13 protein-coding genes and 1 pseudogene are annotated in these 14,411 nt (G+C 65.5%); 11 read left to right on the forward strand and 3 right to left on the reverse strand.

What is annotated here, in order from left to right; translation table 11 throughout:
- On the forward strand, nt 1–456 hold a 456-nt coding region (locus tag V7Q81_RS10135), incomplete at its 5' end, for an undecaprenyl-diphosphate phosphatase (RefSeq protein ID WP_333842774.1).
- Between the two features lie 106 nt (nt 457–562).
- Here the strand turns inward: V7Q81_RS10135 and V7Q81_RS10140 are convergent.
- Nucleotides 563–1,009, reverse strand: coding sequence for a rhodanese-like domain-containing protein (locus tag V7Q81_RS10140; protein ID WP_333842777.1), 447 nt, complete (start codon nt 1,007–1,009; stop codon nt 563–565).
- Between the two features lie 44 nt (nt 1,010–1,053).
- Between V7Q81_RS10140 and V7Q81_RS10145 the strand changes: the two genes are divergently transcribed.
- The 7 genes from V7Q81_RS10145 to V7Q81_RS10175 all read left to right on the forward strand — a co-directional run bounded on the left by V7Q81_RS10145 (nt 1,054) and on the right by V7Q81_RS10175 (nt 9,545).
- Nucleotides 1,054–2,223, forward strand: coding sequence for a cation diffusion facilitator family transporter (locus tag V7Q81_RS10145; protein ID WP_333842780.1), 1,170 nt, complete (start codon nt 1,054–1,056; stop codon nt 2,221–2,223).
- Nucleotides 2,224–2,464: 241 nt separating this feature from the next.
- Nucleotides 2,465–3,874 (forward strand): type I glutamate--ammonia ligase, encoded by a 1,410-nt coding sequence (gene glnA, locus V7Q81_RS10150; protein ID WP_333842783.1) that lies wholly within the window; start codon nt 2,465–2,467, stop codon nt 3,872–3,874.
- 187 nt (nt 3,875–4,061) lie between these two features.
- Nucleotides 4,062–4,568, forward strand: a complete 507-nt coding sequence (locus tag V7Q81_RS10155; protein ID WP_333842786.1) for a DUF4124 domain-containing protein — start codon at nt 4,062–4,064, stop codon at nt 4,566–4,568.
- On the forward strand, nt 4,565–5,023 hold the full coding sequence (locus tag V7Q81_RS10160) for a DUF4124 domain-containing protein (RefSeq protein ID WP_333842787.1): 459 nt from the start codon (nt 4,565–4,567) through the stop codon (nt 5,021–5,023). Before V7Q81_RS10155 ends, V7Q81_RS10160 begins: the two co-directional genes overlap by 4 nt.
- Nucleotides 5,024–5,110: 87 nt before the next feature.
- Nucleotides 5,111–6,175, forward strand: a complete 1,065-nt coding sequence (glnL, locus tag V7Q81_RS10165) for a nitrogen regulation protein NR(II) (protein WP_333842805.1) — start codon at nt 5,111–5,113, stop codon at nt 6,173–6,175.
- A 65-nt stretch (nt 6,176–6,240) separates the two neighbouring features.
- Nucleotides 6,241–7,641 (forward strand): nitrogen regulation protein NR(I), encoded by a 1,401-nt coding sequence (gene ntrC / locus V7Q81_RS10170; protein WP_333842789.1) that lies wholly within the window; start codon nt 6,241–6,243, stop codon nt 7,639–7,641.
- A gap of 146 nt (nt 7,642–7,787) precedes the next feature.
- Nucleotides 7,788–9,545, forward strand: a complete 1,758-nt coding sequence (locus tag V7Q81_RS10175) for a caspase family protein (RefSeq protein ID WP_333842792.1) — start codon at nt 7,788–7,790, stop codon at nt 9,543–9,545.
- A gap of 273 nt (nt 9,546–9,818) precedes the next feature.
- On the opposite strand, the gene V7Q81_RS10180 is transcribed toward V7Q81_RS10175, so the two are convergent.
- Entirely contained in the window at nt 9,819–10,853 is a 1,035-nt protein-coding gene (locus V7Q81_RS10180; RefSeq protein ID WP_333842795.1) for a sigma-54 dependent transcriptional regulator, read from the reverse strand.
- A gap of 258 nt (nt 10,854–11,111) precedes the next feature.
- On the opposite strand from V7Q81_RS10180, the gene ftsH reads away from it, so the two are divergent.
- From ftsH to V7Q81_RS10195, 3 genes are all read left to right on the forward strand, one after another.
- Nucleotides 11,112–12,962, forward strand: a complete 1,851-nt coding sequence (gene ftsH / locus V7Q81_RS10185) for an ATP-dependent zinc metalloprotease FtsH (RefSeq protein ID WP_333842797.1) — start codon at nt 11,112–11,114, stop codon at nt 12,960–12,962.
- A 140-nt stretch (nt 12,963–13,102) separates the two neighbouring features.
- A complete protein-coding gene (locus V7Q81_RS10190) occupies nt 13,103–13,603 on the forward strand; it encodes an Hsp20/alpha crystallin family protein (RefSeq protein WP_333842799.1) in 501 nt (166 codons plus the stop codon).
- A gap of 15 nt (nt 13,604–13,618) precedes the next feature.
- Nucleotides 13,619–14,134 carry a phosphate-starvation-inducible PsiE family protein gene (locus tag V7Q81_RS10195; protein ID WP_333842802.1) on the forward strand — a complete coding sequence of 172 codons (516 nt, stop codon included), beginning with the start codon at nt 13,619–13,621 and terminating at the stop codon, nt 14,132–14,134.
- Between the two features lie 22 nt (nt 14,135–14,156).
- Here the strand turns inward: V7Q81_RS10195 and V7Q81_RS10200 are convergent.
- A pseudogene (locus V7Q81_RS10200) lies at nt 14,157–14,411 on the reverse strand (hypothetical protein); the annotation flags it as partial.

Below are 14,411 nucleotides of genomic sequence, written 5' to 3' on the forward strand. Positions count from 1 at the left end.
GTGATCCTCTGGGTGGAGCGGCGCGATCACCGGGGGCGCATCGCTCGGGTGGAGGACATGACCTGGCGCGACGCCCTCAAAGTGGGGTTGGCCCAGTGCGTCGCCATGTTCCCCGGGGTCTCCCGCTCGGGCGCCACCATCATCGGGGGGATGCTCTTCGGCCTCACCCGGGAAGCGGCCACCTTGTTCTCGTTTTTCCTCGCCGTGCCCACCATGCTGGCGGCGGTGACCTATGACACCTACAAGAGCTGGGCCTTGCTTTCGGGCGCGGACCTGGAGCTCTTCGCCTTGGGCTTTGGCGCGGCGTTCGTGACGGCGCTCCTCACCGTGCGCGCCCTCCTCGGCTATGTCTCCCGGCACAGCTTCCGGCCATTCGCCTGGTACCGGATCTTCTTTGGCGGCGTGGTGCTCCTCACCTGGTGGACGGGAGCCGTCGACTGGACGGCGATTCCGTGAAGCGCGAGCCCTCACGCCCCGGGGTGGGCTTGAGCGCAGGGGGATGTGCGGTGGGGTTTGCCTCCCTCGACACACCCGACGGCTGGGCGCGGTTCCTTGCCTGGATTTAGCTCTGGACCCAGGGCAGTCCTGCCACCCGCCAACCCCCCACCGTGTTGCGATGGCCTTGGGGATCCCGCTCCCCCTCGAAGCCCTCCAACACGTTGTAACACTGGGCGTAGCCCAACTGCTTGGCCAAGACTGCCGCCTGGTGGGAGCGGCCGCCGCTGCGGCAGAGGAACATGACGCGGGCATTCTTGTCCACCTGTCGCTCGAGCTCTTGCGGGAAGCGAGGGTTGAGCTGCATGCCGGGGTAGCTTTGCCACTCGATCTCCACCGCCCCGGGGATGCGGCCCACGAAGGTGAGCTCTGCCTGGGTGCGTACGTCCACCAGCCTTGCCTGGGGGTCCGAGGTCATGAGCTGGTAGGCTTCTGCGGGAGTGAGTGCCCCGTCGTAGGGAAGCCCCATCTGGCGCGCCCGGGCGCGGGCGCGTTCGAGAATCTCCGGGATCATGGCGCGGGATTCCTGGGAAAAAGAGAAGTGTATTCTATCATCCGATGAACGCTCCGCCCGAAACCGCTTCCCCCTTCGCCGCCGATCTGGCCCGCTATGAGGCTGCGCGCCGCAGCACCCTGGTGAGCGTGGCGGTCAACGTGGGGCTCACCGTGGTGCAGATCGTGGTCGGGGTGCTGGCCCGCTCCCAGGCCCTTGTCGCCGACGGCCTCCATTCCCTGTCGGACCTGCTGTCGGATTTTCTGGTGTTGTGGGCCAACCGTCACGGCACCAAGGCAGCGGACCGGGATCATCCCTACGGCCACCGCCGCATCGAGACGGCCGCCACCCTGATGCTCGGCCTCTTCCTGGTGGGACTGGGCGTTGCCTTGATGCTGGCCGCGGGAGTGCGGCTGCAGGACCCGGGAAACCTCACCCGGGTTCACCCGGCAGCTCTGGCGACCGCCTTCCTAACTCTGGTGGCTAAGGAGGGGCTGTTCCGCTATCTAATGGCGGTGGCCCGGCGGCTACGCTCCCAGATGCTGGCGGCCAACGCCTGGCATTCCCGTTCGGATGCGGCCTCTTCGCTGGTGGTGCTGGTGGGGGTGGCAGGTAACCTGCTCGGGCTTACGTTTCTCGACCTGCTCGCCGCCGCCGTGGTGGGATTCATGATCGTGCACATGGGCTGGCGGCTGGGCTACGGGGCTCTGGAAGAGCTGGTGGACACGGGGCTTGCGGAAGAGGAACTCGCCAAGATCCGCGCCACCCTCCTCGCCACCCCCGGCGTGCGCGGGGTGCACGAGCTGCGCACCCGGCGTATGGCCGGCCAAGCCCTGGTGGACGCCCACATCCTGGTGGACCCTCGCATCAGCGTCTCCGAAGGCCATTACATCGCCGAGCGGGCAAGAAGCCAAGTCCTGGCTCAGCACAACGTGCTGGACGTTATGGTGCACATCGACCCCGAAGACGACGTCCTCGTGCGGCCCAGCCTCGATTTGCCCGATCGCTCGGCGCTGCTGCGCCATCTGGATGAGCGGCTGGAGGGGGAGCTGCCCAAGAACCAGAAAACCGTGCTCCATTATCTCAATGGAAAGGTAGAGGCCGAGATCTATCTCGATCGCTCCTTTTGCAGCGATCCGGCCCGCGTGGCCCGCCTGCAGCAAAGGATCGACGCTTTATTGCGGGATGATCCTTTTTTTCGCTCCATTGCGTTGCGTCGATTGGATGCACTGTAATGGTGCACACAAATCCATGTACGCACCATTTTGGTGCACCCTCGAACGCTAGGCGGGCTTAGTTCATTGTGGCAGAATGCGAAATCTCCTTTCCTGCGTGGCATGGAACCTGCTACTCGCTCCGGCATCGGTCAGGCGGCAAGGCGGCCTGGATTCGGTCGCGCACGAGGAGGGTTCGCGATACACCGGGCAGCCGGTCGCCCTTTGATTTTTTTGTAACAGCCCTCTTGAGGAGAGCCCCATGGCGGTAGCCGATGTGTTCAAGATGATCAAGGATCACGAGGTCAAGTTCGTCGACCTGCGCTTCACCGACACCCGCGGCAAAGAGCAGCACGTCTCCGTGCCGGTCAAGCACTTCACCGAAGAAAAATTCGAAACCGGCCATGCCTTCGACGGCTCTTCCATCGCCGGGTGGAAGGGGATCCAGGCTTCCGACATGCTGCTGCTGCCTGATCCCGACACCGCCCGCATGGACCCGTTCACCGACGAGCCGACGCTCAACATCACCTGCGACGTGATCGAACCCTCGGACATGAAGGGGTATGACCGCGACCCGCGCACCATCGCCAAGCGGGCGGAGGCCTATCTCAAGTCTACTGGCCTGGGGGATACGGCCTACTTCGGCCCCGAGCCCGAATTCTTCATCTTCGACTCCGTCTCCTGGAAGGTGGACATGTCCGGTTGCTTCGTGAAGATCCGCTCCGAAGAGGCTCCCTGGGCTTCCGGCGAGGAGCCGGAGGGGGGAAACATGGGCCACCGCGCGCCGGTCAAGGGAGGCTATTTCCCCGTGCCCCCGGTGGACACCCTGCAGGACATTCGCAATGCCATCTGCCTGGCGCTGGAACAGCAGGGGGTGGAAGTGGAAGTGCATCACCACGAGGTGGCCGCCGCTGGCCAGAACGAGATCGGCACGCGCTTTGCCCCCTTGGTCAAGCGTGCCGACTGGATGCAGATCCTGAAATACACGGTGTGGATGACCGCCGCCTCCTACGGCAAGACCGCCACTTTCATGCCCAAGCCGGTGGTGGGGGACAACGGCTCCGGCATGCATTGCCATCAATCCATCTGGAAGGACGGCCAGAACCTCTTCGCCGGCAACGGCTACGCGGGCCTGTCCGACTTCGCCCTGTATTACATTGGCGGCATCATCAAGCACGCCCGGGCGCTCAACGCCATCACCAACCCTGGCACCAACTCTTACAAGCGGCTAGTGCCCCACTTCGAGGCACCCATCAATCTGGCCTACTCGGCCCGCAACCGCTCGGCGGCGTGCCGCATTCCCCATGTGGCGAGCCCCAAGGCGCGGCGGGTGGAGGTGCGCTTCCCCGATCCCACCGCGAACCCGTACCTGGCCTTCGCCGCCATGCTCATGGCCGGACTCGACGGGGTGCAGAACAAGATCCATCCGGGTGATCCGGTGGACAAAAATCTGTACGACCTGCCGCCCGAGGAGGCCAAGGCCATTCCCAACGTGTGTTCCTCCCTAGAAATGGCGCTGGAGCATCTGGACAACGACCGGGAATTCCTCACGCGGGGAGGCGTGTTCTCCAACGACTTCATCGATTCCTACCTCGCCCTCAAGATGGAAGAGGTACAGCGCTTCCGCATGACCACTCATCCCATCGAGTTCGAAATGTATTACAGCGCTTGATCGAAGATGCACCAAAACAGGGCGGAAGACCCCGCCCTGTTTTTTTTGGCGGGCAATAGGAGGGGGTTGGCAGGGTGTGGCTGCCGTACAGCCCCCCGTTTCGCACCGCCGGTCGGACCCGGCAAAGCGAACGCTTGAAATTAGTCTTTTATCGGCGCAGACTTAGTAAAAGGCATTCACGTCGATTATGAATCTGCCTGCCTTGCGCCCCCCCTTTGGAGCTTCCCTGGTGTTGGCGGCTGCGCTTGCCGCCGCGGTGCTGCCCGGACGGGCCGAGATCTACAAGCTTGTGGACAAGGACGGGCGCGTCACCTATTCCAATACCCCTCTCCCAGGGGCCAAGAAGCTGGAACTCGCCCCCCTCACCACCATCGAGGCGCCCAAGGCACCCTTGGCCCCAAAACCCCAGGTGGATCCCCGGGTCGCTCAGCTTCAGGAAGCGCTGGCCGAAGAAGAAAAGAAGCTGGAGGCGGCGCGCAAGACCTTGGAGGAGGAGCGTAATCGGCCCGAGACGTTTCGTACCCCGAGCGGCGGCATCGGCCGGGCGGTGGCCCGCTATGAAGAAAAGATCCAGCGCCTAACCGATGAGGTGGCCCAGCTCGAGCGCAACGTGGCGGCTTTGAAGCGGGAGCTGGAAGCGGCCCAGTCGAGTGCCGGGCCGGGGACGCAGCCACCCCCGGGCCGGGCCCAATGATGCGCCAAGCTGTGGTGGCCGCGTGGCTGCTGGCCGTCCCCTGGGCGGCGCAGGCCGATATCTACAAATACGTGGACGAGGAAGGCCGAGTCACCTTCACCAATATCCCACGCCCGGGGGCGATCAAGCTGGACATCGACACCCGCCCGGCCGCGCCGCCTCAGCCCGCGGCCCGGCCGGCTCCCCGACCGACCCTCCGGACGGCACCCACACCTGCCAATTTTCCCCGGGTCTCACGGGAGGAGCAGCGCCAGCGGGATGCGTTGCGTCGGCAAGTGCTGGAGCAGGAACTCGCCACGGAGACCCGGCTCCTCGAGCAAGCCCGCCGGGCCCTTGCTCACGCCCGCTCGACGGCGGCCTCCGCCCCCCAGGCCCAGGCCTTGGCAGAGACGGTCCGCTTGCACGAGCAGAACGTGAACGCCCTGCAGTACGAGCTCTCTCTGTTGCCCCGCTGACGCCACGGCCCCGCCGCTTTTACCCTACGCGGCGGGCGCCGCGAGTGGCGTGGAAATTGCTAAAGGCAAGCTATCGTGTTGAGAGCCATGCCGTCCGCCCCGTTTCCGGGCCTCGACCTCCTCGCCACCGCCGTGCTGCTGCTCAAGGAGGGGCTTCAGGTGGGTTACGCCAATCCTGCCGCCGAGAACCTTTTCGCCCTGAGCCGCAAGCAGCTTGAGGAGCGCCGGATCGGCGAGCTGTTCCCCGAGTGCGGACAGCTGCTGGCGGCGATCGCGCAGGCACGCAAAGCGCACAGCACCTACATCGAGCACGAGCTCGCCCTCATGCTGCCGTCCCACGGATGGTTGCACGTGAGCTGCAGCGTGACCCCGGTGGAGCTCGAGGATTACCAGGTGCTCCTGGAATTCCAGCCGATCGATCAGCACTTGAAGATTGACCGGGAGGAGCGCATGCTCAACCAGACCCTGGCTAACCGGGTGCTGATCCGCAACCTCGCCCACGAGATCAAAAATCCCTTGGGGGGTATCCGGGGCGCGGCTCAGCTCCTGGACCGGGAGCTAGAGCTGCCGGCCTTGCACGAATACACCCAGGTCATCATCAAAGAAGCGGACCGGCTCCAAGCTTTGATGGACCGGCTGCTTGCGCCCAACCGGGTACCCCGGTTTGCGCCCCTCAACATCCACGAGGTGCTGGAGCGGGTGCGCAGCCTCATCTTGGCCGAATACCCCTCGGGTCTGCGGGTGGTGCGGGACTACGACGTGAGCCTGCCGGAGCTGACCGGCGACCGAGAGCAGCTGATCCAGGCGGTGCTCAACATCGTGCGCAACGCCGCCCAGGCCCTCAAGGGCAAAGGTACCATCACCCTGCGCACCCGGGTGGCGCGGCAGGTGACGGTGGCGCGGAGGCGGCATCGCCTTGCCCTCACGGTCCAGATCATCGACGACGGCCCCGGCATTCCCGAAGCGCTGCGGGACAAGCTCTTCCTGCCTTTGGTGTCGGGGCGCGAGGATGGCCACGGGCTGGGGCTTGCCCTCGCCCACCACTGCGTGGCCCAACACCACGGCACCATCGAGTGGGAGAGCGCGCCCGGGCGCACGTGTTTCACCCTGGTGCTGCCGCTGCTCAGGGAGCTGCGCAATGCATGGCAGTGACATGAGAGTCCGACCGCTCATGGAGGGGCACGGTCGAGGCGCGCATTGCGCTTCACGCTAAGTGCATGAAGCCTGTCTGGATCATCGACGACGACCGCTCGATCCGCTGGGTGTTCGAGAAAGCCCTCGGCCGAGAAGGTATCGACTTTAGGACTTTCGCTTCCGCCCGGGAAGCGGAAGCAGCGTTGCAGGCCGATGTCCCCAGCGTGGTGGTGACCGACATCCGCATGCCCGGTGGCTCCGGCCTGGAGCTGTTGAAAGGACTCAAGGAGCGCCTGCCCCGGGTGCCGGTCATCATCATGACTGCCTACTCCGACCTGGAGAGTGCGGTGTCGGCTTTCCAGGGGGGCGCCTTCGAGTACCTGCCCAAGCCTTTCGACGTGGATCATGCCGTGGAGCTGATCCGCCGGGCCCTCGCGGAGAGCCTGCGTCAGGCGGACACCGGGGAAGAGGGGACTCCGGCTCCGGAGATCCTCGGTCAGGCGCCCGCCATGCAGGAGGTCTTTCGCGCCATCGGCCGGCTGGCCAACTCCCAGGCCACCGTGCTCATCACCGGCGAGAGCGGCACCGGCAAGGAGCTGGTGGCCCGGGCGCTGCACCGGCACAGCCCCCGGGCGGCGAGACCTTTCATCGCCATCAACACCGCAGCCATCCCCAAGGATCTCCTGGAGTCAGAGCTCTTCGGCCACGAACGGGGCGCTTTCACCGGCGCCCAGACCCAGCGCCGGGGGCGCTTCGAGCAGGCCGAAGGGGGGACCCTGTTCCTGGACGAGATCGGCGACATGCCGCTCGACTTGCAGACCCGGCTGCTGCGGGTCCTTTCCGACGGTCATTTCTATCGGGTCGGAGGCCACCAGTCCATCCGGGCCAACGTACGGGTCATCGCCGCCACGCACCAGGACCTGGAGCAGCGGGTCAAGGAAGGGCTGTTCCGCGAAGATCTGTACCACCGCCTGAACGTCATTCGGCTTCGGCTGCCGCCCTTGCGGGAGCGGCGCGAGGACATCCCGCTGCTCGCCCGCCATTTTCTGCAGAAAAGCGCCCGCGAGCTGGGGGTGGAGCCGAAGCGGCTGTCGGAGGCGGCGCTGAAGCACCTGTGTGGACTGGACTTCCCGGGGAACGTGCGGCAACTGGAGAACCTGTGCCACTGGCTCACTGTGATGGCCCCCGGCCAGAACGTGGACATCGCCGATCTGCCCCCCGAGTTCCGGCGGGAACCGGCACCGAGCCGGCCGTCGGGCTGGATCGCGGCCCTGGAGAGCGCGGTGCAGAACGCCCTCGACCAGGGCAGGAGCGGCCTCATGGACGATTTCGGGCGCGAGTTCGAGAAGGCTTTGATCCTCAAGGCGCTGCAGCATACCGGCGGCCGGCGCATCGAAGCCGCGCAGCTGCTGGGGCTCGGGCGCAACACCCTCACCCGCAAGATCCAGGAACTGGGACTCGAGCAGGACGCTCCTTCCCGCTGACTCTGGGCAGGGGGCCGGCTGTGTGTTGTGGAATCGCGCCGTGTTTCACGGGGGGAGAAGGGCACGCGTTCGCTGTGCTCGATTTTGCGGGCCGTAGGGTGCCTTTTCACTTCGGGGGCGAGTAGACAACAAAAGGGAGGCGAAGGGTGGCGGGACGCACGTTGCGGGTGTTGTGCATCCACGGGGTGGGTCATCAGGAACAGGACACGGGCTGGCAAATCCGCTGGCAGGCGCTCGTCGCCGAGGGTTTGCAGCGCTGGGATCCGGAGATCCGGCCCGAATTCCGTTTCACTGCATACGACGCCCTGTTCGATGCCGCGGAGCTGGACGCCGCCACCGTGGCCGAAGCGATGCTCAGGCTGTCCGCCAGCGGGATCGTCCACGGTATCGGCGACCTCTTTCGGCGGCGGCGCGGCTTCGGCGCCGTGGCGGAACGGGTACGCTGGACCGCGGGGATGGTGGCCCAGTGGGCGGCGGACGAGGCGCTGCGGGCCAGCACGCGCCAGGCGGTCAAGGACGATCTGGAGGCATTCGAGCCCGAGCTGATCCTCGCCCACAGCCTGGGCTCTTTGATCGCTTACGATGTGCTCGCGCGGGAGCCCCTGCTCGCCAAAAGGCGTACCTTCGTCACCTTCGGCTCCCAGATCGGAAATCCCTTCGTACGCTCCATCTTCGGCGGGCGCATCGTAGGGCTCGCTCCGGCGCGGGCCTGGTTCCATCTGTATAACGCAGAAGACGACGTGTTCACCGCGCCGCTGCGGTTGGCTACCCCCAACTTCGAGCAGGTGGACACTTTCTTCGACATCGAGGGCCTCGGCGATCACGCGGCAGAGGAGTACCTGCGCCACGAAAACACCGCGGACCGGGTATGGCGGACGCTCGCGCTGCCGCGGGAGCCCTCCCGGGCCCTCGCCCGCACCTATGCCGGCGTGGCCCAGGCCAGCGCCAGGCCCAGGCGGCGAGCGCTGCTCGCGGGCATCAACGACTATCCCAATCCTGCGGACCGACTGGAAGGCTGCGTCAACGACGTGTTCGAAATGAGCGCCGTGCTGCAGGAGCTGGGGTTCGATCCTTCCGACATCCGGGTGGTATTGAACGAGCGCGCCACCGCCCAGGGTGTGAAGGATCGGCTCCACTGGCTGCTCGAGGACGCGGGACCAGAGGACCTGCGGGTGTTTTATTACAGCGGTCACGGAGCCCAGATCCCGGGCTACGGCGGACGGGACGAGGTGGACCACATCGACGAATGCCTGGTCACCTACGACTTCGACTGGACCCCGGAGCGCGCTTTGATCGACGACTGGTTTTGCGAGCTCTACAGCCAGCTTCCTTACGAGACCCATTTCGTTGCCATCCTCGATTGCTGCCATTCCGCTGGCATGACCCGCAACGGTCTGCCCAAGGCGCGCGGACTCAACCCGCCAGACGATGTCCGACATCGCTCGCTGCGGTGGGACGCGGACCGGGAAATGTGGGTACCACGCACACTGCGGCTGGCGGAGGAAAAGCTGCTCAAGTCCACCGCCGATCGGTCGGCCTACCTGGGCAGCAGCGGCGCGAGCAAGCGCCTCGGGCGTGCCGTGCCGCTGTGGACGGTGGAGCAGGATTACGCCCGGGCGAAGAAGGCTTACCGGCACAACGGTCCCTATATTCCGCTGCTGCTCCAGGCATGCCGGGAGGAGGAGCTCGCCTACGAATACCGCCACGGGGTGACCTCTTACGGGGCGTTCACCTATTGCCTCACCCGGCTCTTGCGCAGCCTCAAGCGGCAGCGCAAGCCGGTCACCTTCGATGCCCTGGTCGGCCGTGCGGGCAAGCGGCTCGCGGAGCTGGGCTATGCCCAGCACCCCGTCCTGGTCGGGCCGGCGGTGAAGCGCAAGGCGCCCGTTCCATACCTCGCATAGCCCCTTGCCGATCGCGGCGATCGAGGGTCGATGAGGTCGGCGGAATCGACGGGCGGCTGCCGCTCTCGTGGACGGGAAAGCCAGACTCGTCAGGGGCCGCTGGCGGCGCCAAGGGAGAGAGTGCGGGACGGCAACCTCGCGACCCGTCAGCGCGGGCGATGCCGACGGTCCCCATCGGCTTCTCTAGCGGAAAAAGCACCGCGCCCGACAGACCGTTTGCGGGCGCGGCGTGCGCCTCGGAGGAGACGGAGGAAAAAAAAAGCGCGGGCGCGGTCAGCCGGCCGCGCCTCCCAGGTATTGGGCGCGATCGATGCCGTGCTTTTTGAGCAACTTGCCAAAGGCGCGGCGTTCCTTGCCCACCAGCCGGGCGGCGGCGGACACGTTGCCGCGGCTCTTGGCGAGCGCCTGCACGAGAAACGCCCGTTCAAATTCCGCGATCACCCGTTCTTTGGCCTGACGGAAGCCCAAGTCGAAATTCACGGGTATCGGCGACGCCAGGGCCGCATGCGATGGCGCAAGGCCCAGCGCCGCCGGGGGGATGCTGAGCTGCGGGCCGTCGGCCCGCAGGAACTCCCGATGGATTAGGTTTTTCAGCTCGCGCACGTTGCCAGGCCAGGGGTGGCGGGCGAGCAGCGCCGCGGAGGCCGGGTCGAGGGTCTTCTCCGGCTGGCCGTACAAGCGGGCGAAGCGTCGGATGAAATGTTTCGCAAGTAGGATGGCGTCGCCTGGACGCTCCCGCAGCGGAGGGAGAGTAATGGGCAAGATCGCCAACCGGTAGATCAAGTCCTGACGAAAGCGGCCTCCCTTCACCAGTTGGGTCACGTCGGCGTTGCTGGCGGCGATGAGGCGCACGCGGCCGGCAATGCCCTGGTGCGCGCCCAGCGGCCAGTACACCGGGTCCTCAAGAAACCGCAGCAGCAGAGCTTGACCCTTGGGGGTAAGAGACTCGATCTCGTCGAGAAACAGGGTACCGCCCGCGGCGTTGGCCACCCGTGCAGCCCGGTTTTCCTGGGCGTTGGTGAACGTGTCCCGGGCATGGCCGAAAAACCCGTTCTCCAGCAGGTGATCGGGAATGGCGCCGCAGTTGACTGGGATGAACGCCTCGTCACGCCGGGCGCTCAGGTAATGGATGGCGCGGGCGATCGATTCCTTGCCCGTGCCCGTCTCGCCCTGGAGGAACACGGTGGCGTCGCAGGCGGCGAGCTTGGGTACGAGACGCACCACGTCCAAAAACGCGGGCGAGGCGCCAACGAGCGGTGGTACGATGGATGGACCGAAATCGAAGGCGGCGGGGTCATCGCGTTGCATAGGACCGGACGGAACGTTGCGCCGTCAAAGCGGAAGGCGCTTTCTTTATGGCATAGGGGGGCGGAGAAGGCAAATCTAACAATCTGCGAAGTTTTGCTTATCACATTGATTTAAAAATATTTTTATAGCTGGCGATGGTGGGTGGTCGAGAGATAACGTCTTTCCCGAGGAGAGCGCCGGCTTGAAATCGACCCCCCCTGCCGCTAAGTATGGAGTGATTATCCGCAACTCCGTGTGGCACCGGCCGGGAGGAGGTCTATGGAAAAGCAAACCCAGTTCAGCATCTGGTATTTCATCCTCGCGGCCTTCGCCATCATCCTTTTGCATGACCTGTACACCACCTGGCGCACGGTCGAGCCCATTCCCTATAGCGAGTTCCAGAAGCTGCTGGCCGACGGCAAGGTGCGGGAGATCGCCATCGCCCAGGACTACATCCACGGGAAGTTGCGGGAGCCCATGCCCGACGGCCGCACCCAGTTCGTGACTACCCGGGTCGATCCGGCGCTCGCCAACGAGCTGCAGAAGTACGGGGTCACCTATACCGGGGTGGTACAAAGCACCTTTTTGCGGGATCTGCTCTCCTGGGTCGTGCCGGCAGTGGTGTTCTTCGCCCTGTGGATGTTCCTGATCAGGAAGTTCGCCGAAAAGCAGGGGCTCGGAGGCGGCTTCCTGTCCATCGGCAAGAGCAAGGCCAAGGTGTACGTGGAGCATCAGACCGGGGTCACTTTCGACGATGTGGCCGGGGTGGACGAGGCCAAGGAAGAGCTCAAGGAAGTGGTGGAGTTCCTCAAGGACCCCAAGCGCTACGGCCGCCTCGGGGCCCGCATTCCCAAGGGCGTGCTCCTGGTGGGGCCGCCCGGCACCGGCAAGACGCTGCTCGCCCGGGCGGTAGCGGGAGAAGCGGGGGTGCCCTTCTTCTCCATCAGCGGCTCCGAGTTTGTCGAGATGTTCGTGGGCGTGGGGGCAGCCCGGGTGCGGGATCTCTTTGAGCAGGCGCGCCAGAAGGCGCCGGCCATTATCTTCATCGACGAGCTGGACGCCTTGGGACGCGCTCGGGGCGCCTATCCCTGGGGCGGGCACGACGAGAAGGAGCAAACCCTCAACCAGCTCTTGGTGGAGATGGACGGCTTCGATCCCTCTTCTGGGCTGGTGATCCTGGCGGCCACCAACCGGCCCGAAATTCTGGATCCTGCCCTGCTGCGGGCTGGGCGCTTCGACCGGCAGGTGCTGGTGGATCGGCCGGACAAGCGGGGCCGAGTGCAAATCCTTCAGGTGCACGTGCGCAAGATCCGTCTGGATCCATCGGTGGATTTGGAAAAAGTGGCCGCCCTCACGCCGGGCTTTTCGGGCGCCGATCTGGCCAACCTAGTGAACGAGGCGGCGCTGCTCGCCACGCGCCGGGGCGCAGAGGCGGTCACGCTAGAGGATTTCACCAACGCGGTGGAGCGCATCGTGGCGGGGCTGGAGAAGCGCAACCGAGTCTTGAATCCCAAGGAGCGGGAGGTGGTGGCCCATCACGAAATGGGCCACGCCTTGGTGGCCATGTCGCTGCCCGGCACCGACCCGGTGCACAAGGTCTCCATCATTCCCCGGGGTATCGGCGCCCTAGGCTACACCATCCAGCGGCCCACCGAAGATCGCTTCCTCATGACCCGGGAGGAGCTGGAGAACAAGATGGCGGTGCTACTGGGCGGACGGGCCGCCGAGTACATCGTCTACGGCCATTATTCCACAGGCGCCGCGGACGATCTGGCCAAGGTGACCGACATCGCCCGCTCCATCGTCATGCGCTACGGCATGGACGAGAAGCTGGGACACGTGGCCTACGAGGAAGAGCGCAGGGGCCTGCTGGGCGGGCCTTCGGTACCGCTGCAGGAGCGCACCTACAGCGAAGAGACGGCGCGGGAGATCGACTGCGCGGTGCGCGGCATCGTGAAGAGGGCCTTCGACCGGGCGGTGGACATCCTGACCCGGGAGCGCCAGGTGCTGGAGCGGGGGGCGCGGCTGCTGCTGGAGAAGGAGACCCTGTTGGAGGAGGACCTGCAGGCGATCCAGGCCCAGTTGAAAGGGGAGCCGCAGGCAGCGCGGGCCCCGGAAGTGGTTCACTGACGCAAGGCGGCAGGGCGTCCCCGCGTAACGGCATCGTGAGGGAGGCAGGGGTGTTTCGTTATGCTCAACGCAGCCCACGCGATGCGGTTGGATTGGGTTTCGGGATTTGAGACCGATGATGGAATGGAGGTAAATAGGCGATGCTTGACCAGATCAAGCGTGTGGGCAAGGAAATCGGAGAGACCCTGGGGCGGGCCTGGGAGAACCTGGCCGAGGGCTGGCGGGAGCTTTTGTCCCGCTGCGGCAACGCCCTCACCCAATTCTCCCGCTCCAAGGAAAGCGGCACCGAGGAGGATCTGCCGGTGGCGTATCCGCGCTGGGGGCTGCTCGCCGGCGAGGTGATCGAGCGCGACCAGGAGATCCTGGTGCGCCTCGAGCTGCCGGGGCTGGAGAAGGAAGACTGCTCGGTGGTGGTGGAAGACAACACCCTGGTGGTGAGGGGCGAGAAGCGTTTCGACCGTGACACCCTGGGAGCCCACTACCACATCGTGGAGCGGGCCTATGGACGCTTTGAGCGAGCCATCCCCCTGCCCCGCCACGTGGAGGCCGAGCGGGCGGAAGCCACTTTCAGGAACGGAGTGCTCACGGTGCGCCTGCCGAAGGCGGGCAACGCCTCGCCCCGACGGATCGAGATCCATTGAGACCGGATCGTACCCATGAAGATGGAATGGGAGGAGCTCAAGCGCCAGTGGTCGCCTCTCGGCGTCTACGACAAGTTCGAGCAGGTGGTGGCGCTGGCGCTCACGTTCCTGATTTCCGTGATCATCGTGGTGGCTCTGGTGGAGCTCACCAAGGAGATCGTCCTGCTGGTGATCAGGGGTGCCTCGGATCTGCTGGAGTACAAGATTTTCCAATCGATCTTCGGGCAGATCATGACATTGCTCATCGCCCTGGAATTCAAGCATTCCATTCTCAAGATGGCCCAGCGGGGCGAGAGCATCATCCAGGCGAAGACGGTGTTCCTGATCGCCCTCATGGCGCTGGCGCGTAAGTTCATCATCCTGGACATCCAGGAGACCAGCGCCGGCACCATCGCCGCCCTGGCCGCGGCGGTGCTCACCCTGAGCGCTGGCTATTGGCTGGTGCGCGAGCGCGGCGCTTCCACCGGGGGCGAGCCTAAGAGCGCTCCGCTGGCGAAAGTGGGCTCCATCGCAGGCAGCCGGGACGGCTGAAGGCCCGTGCACCCTGCGGGCTTCACTGCGGCCCGCGGAAAGGCCAAGTGGCGTTCGGCAGGGGCAGGGGGCCCGCTTCCGTGAGCTGGAAGAGCTGCCACGATCGATGCGGGCCGTCCTGGCACAGGCCGAAGCGAAACGGCAGGCCTTCCCGTCCTGGGATATAAAAGCGCAGGTCGTAGAACCACACACAGGTGGACGGATTGCCTTGCTCCACCCGGAGCAGCGCGGGGTAGGCGGCGAACCAGCGGAAAAATGCGAGCCCCGGCTGGCGCCA

The sequence above is a fragment of the Pelomicrobium sp. genome (assembly GCF_036803785.1).
GTDB lineage: Bacteria > Pseudomonadota > Gammaproteobacteria > Burkholderiales > UBA6910 > Pelomicrobium.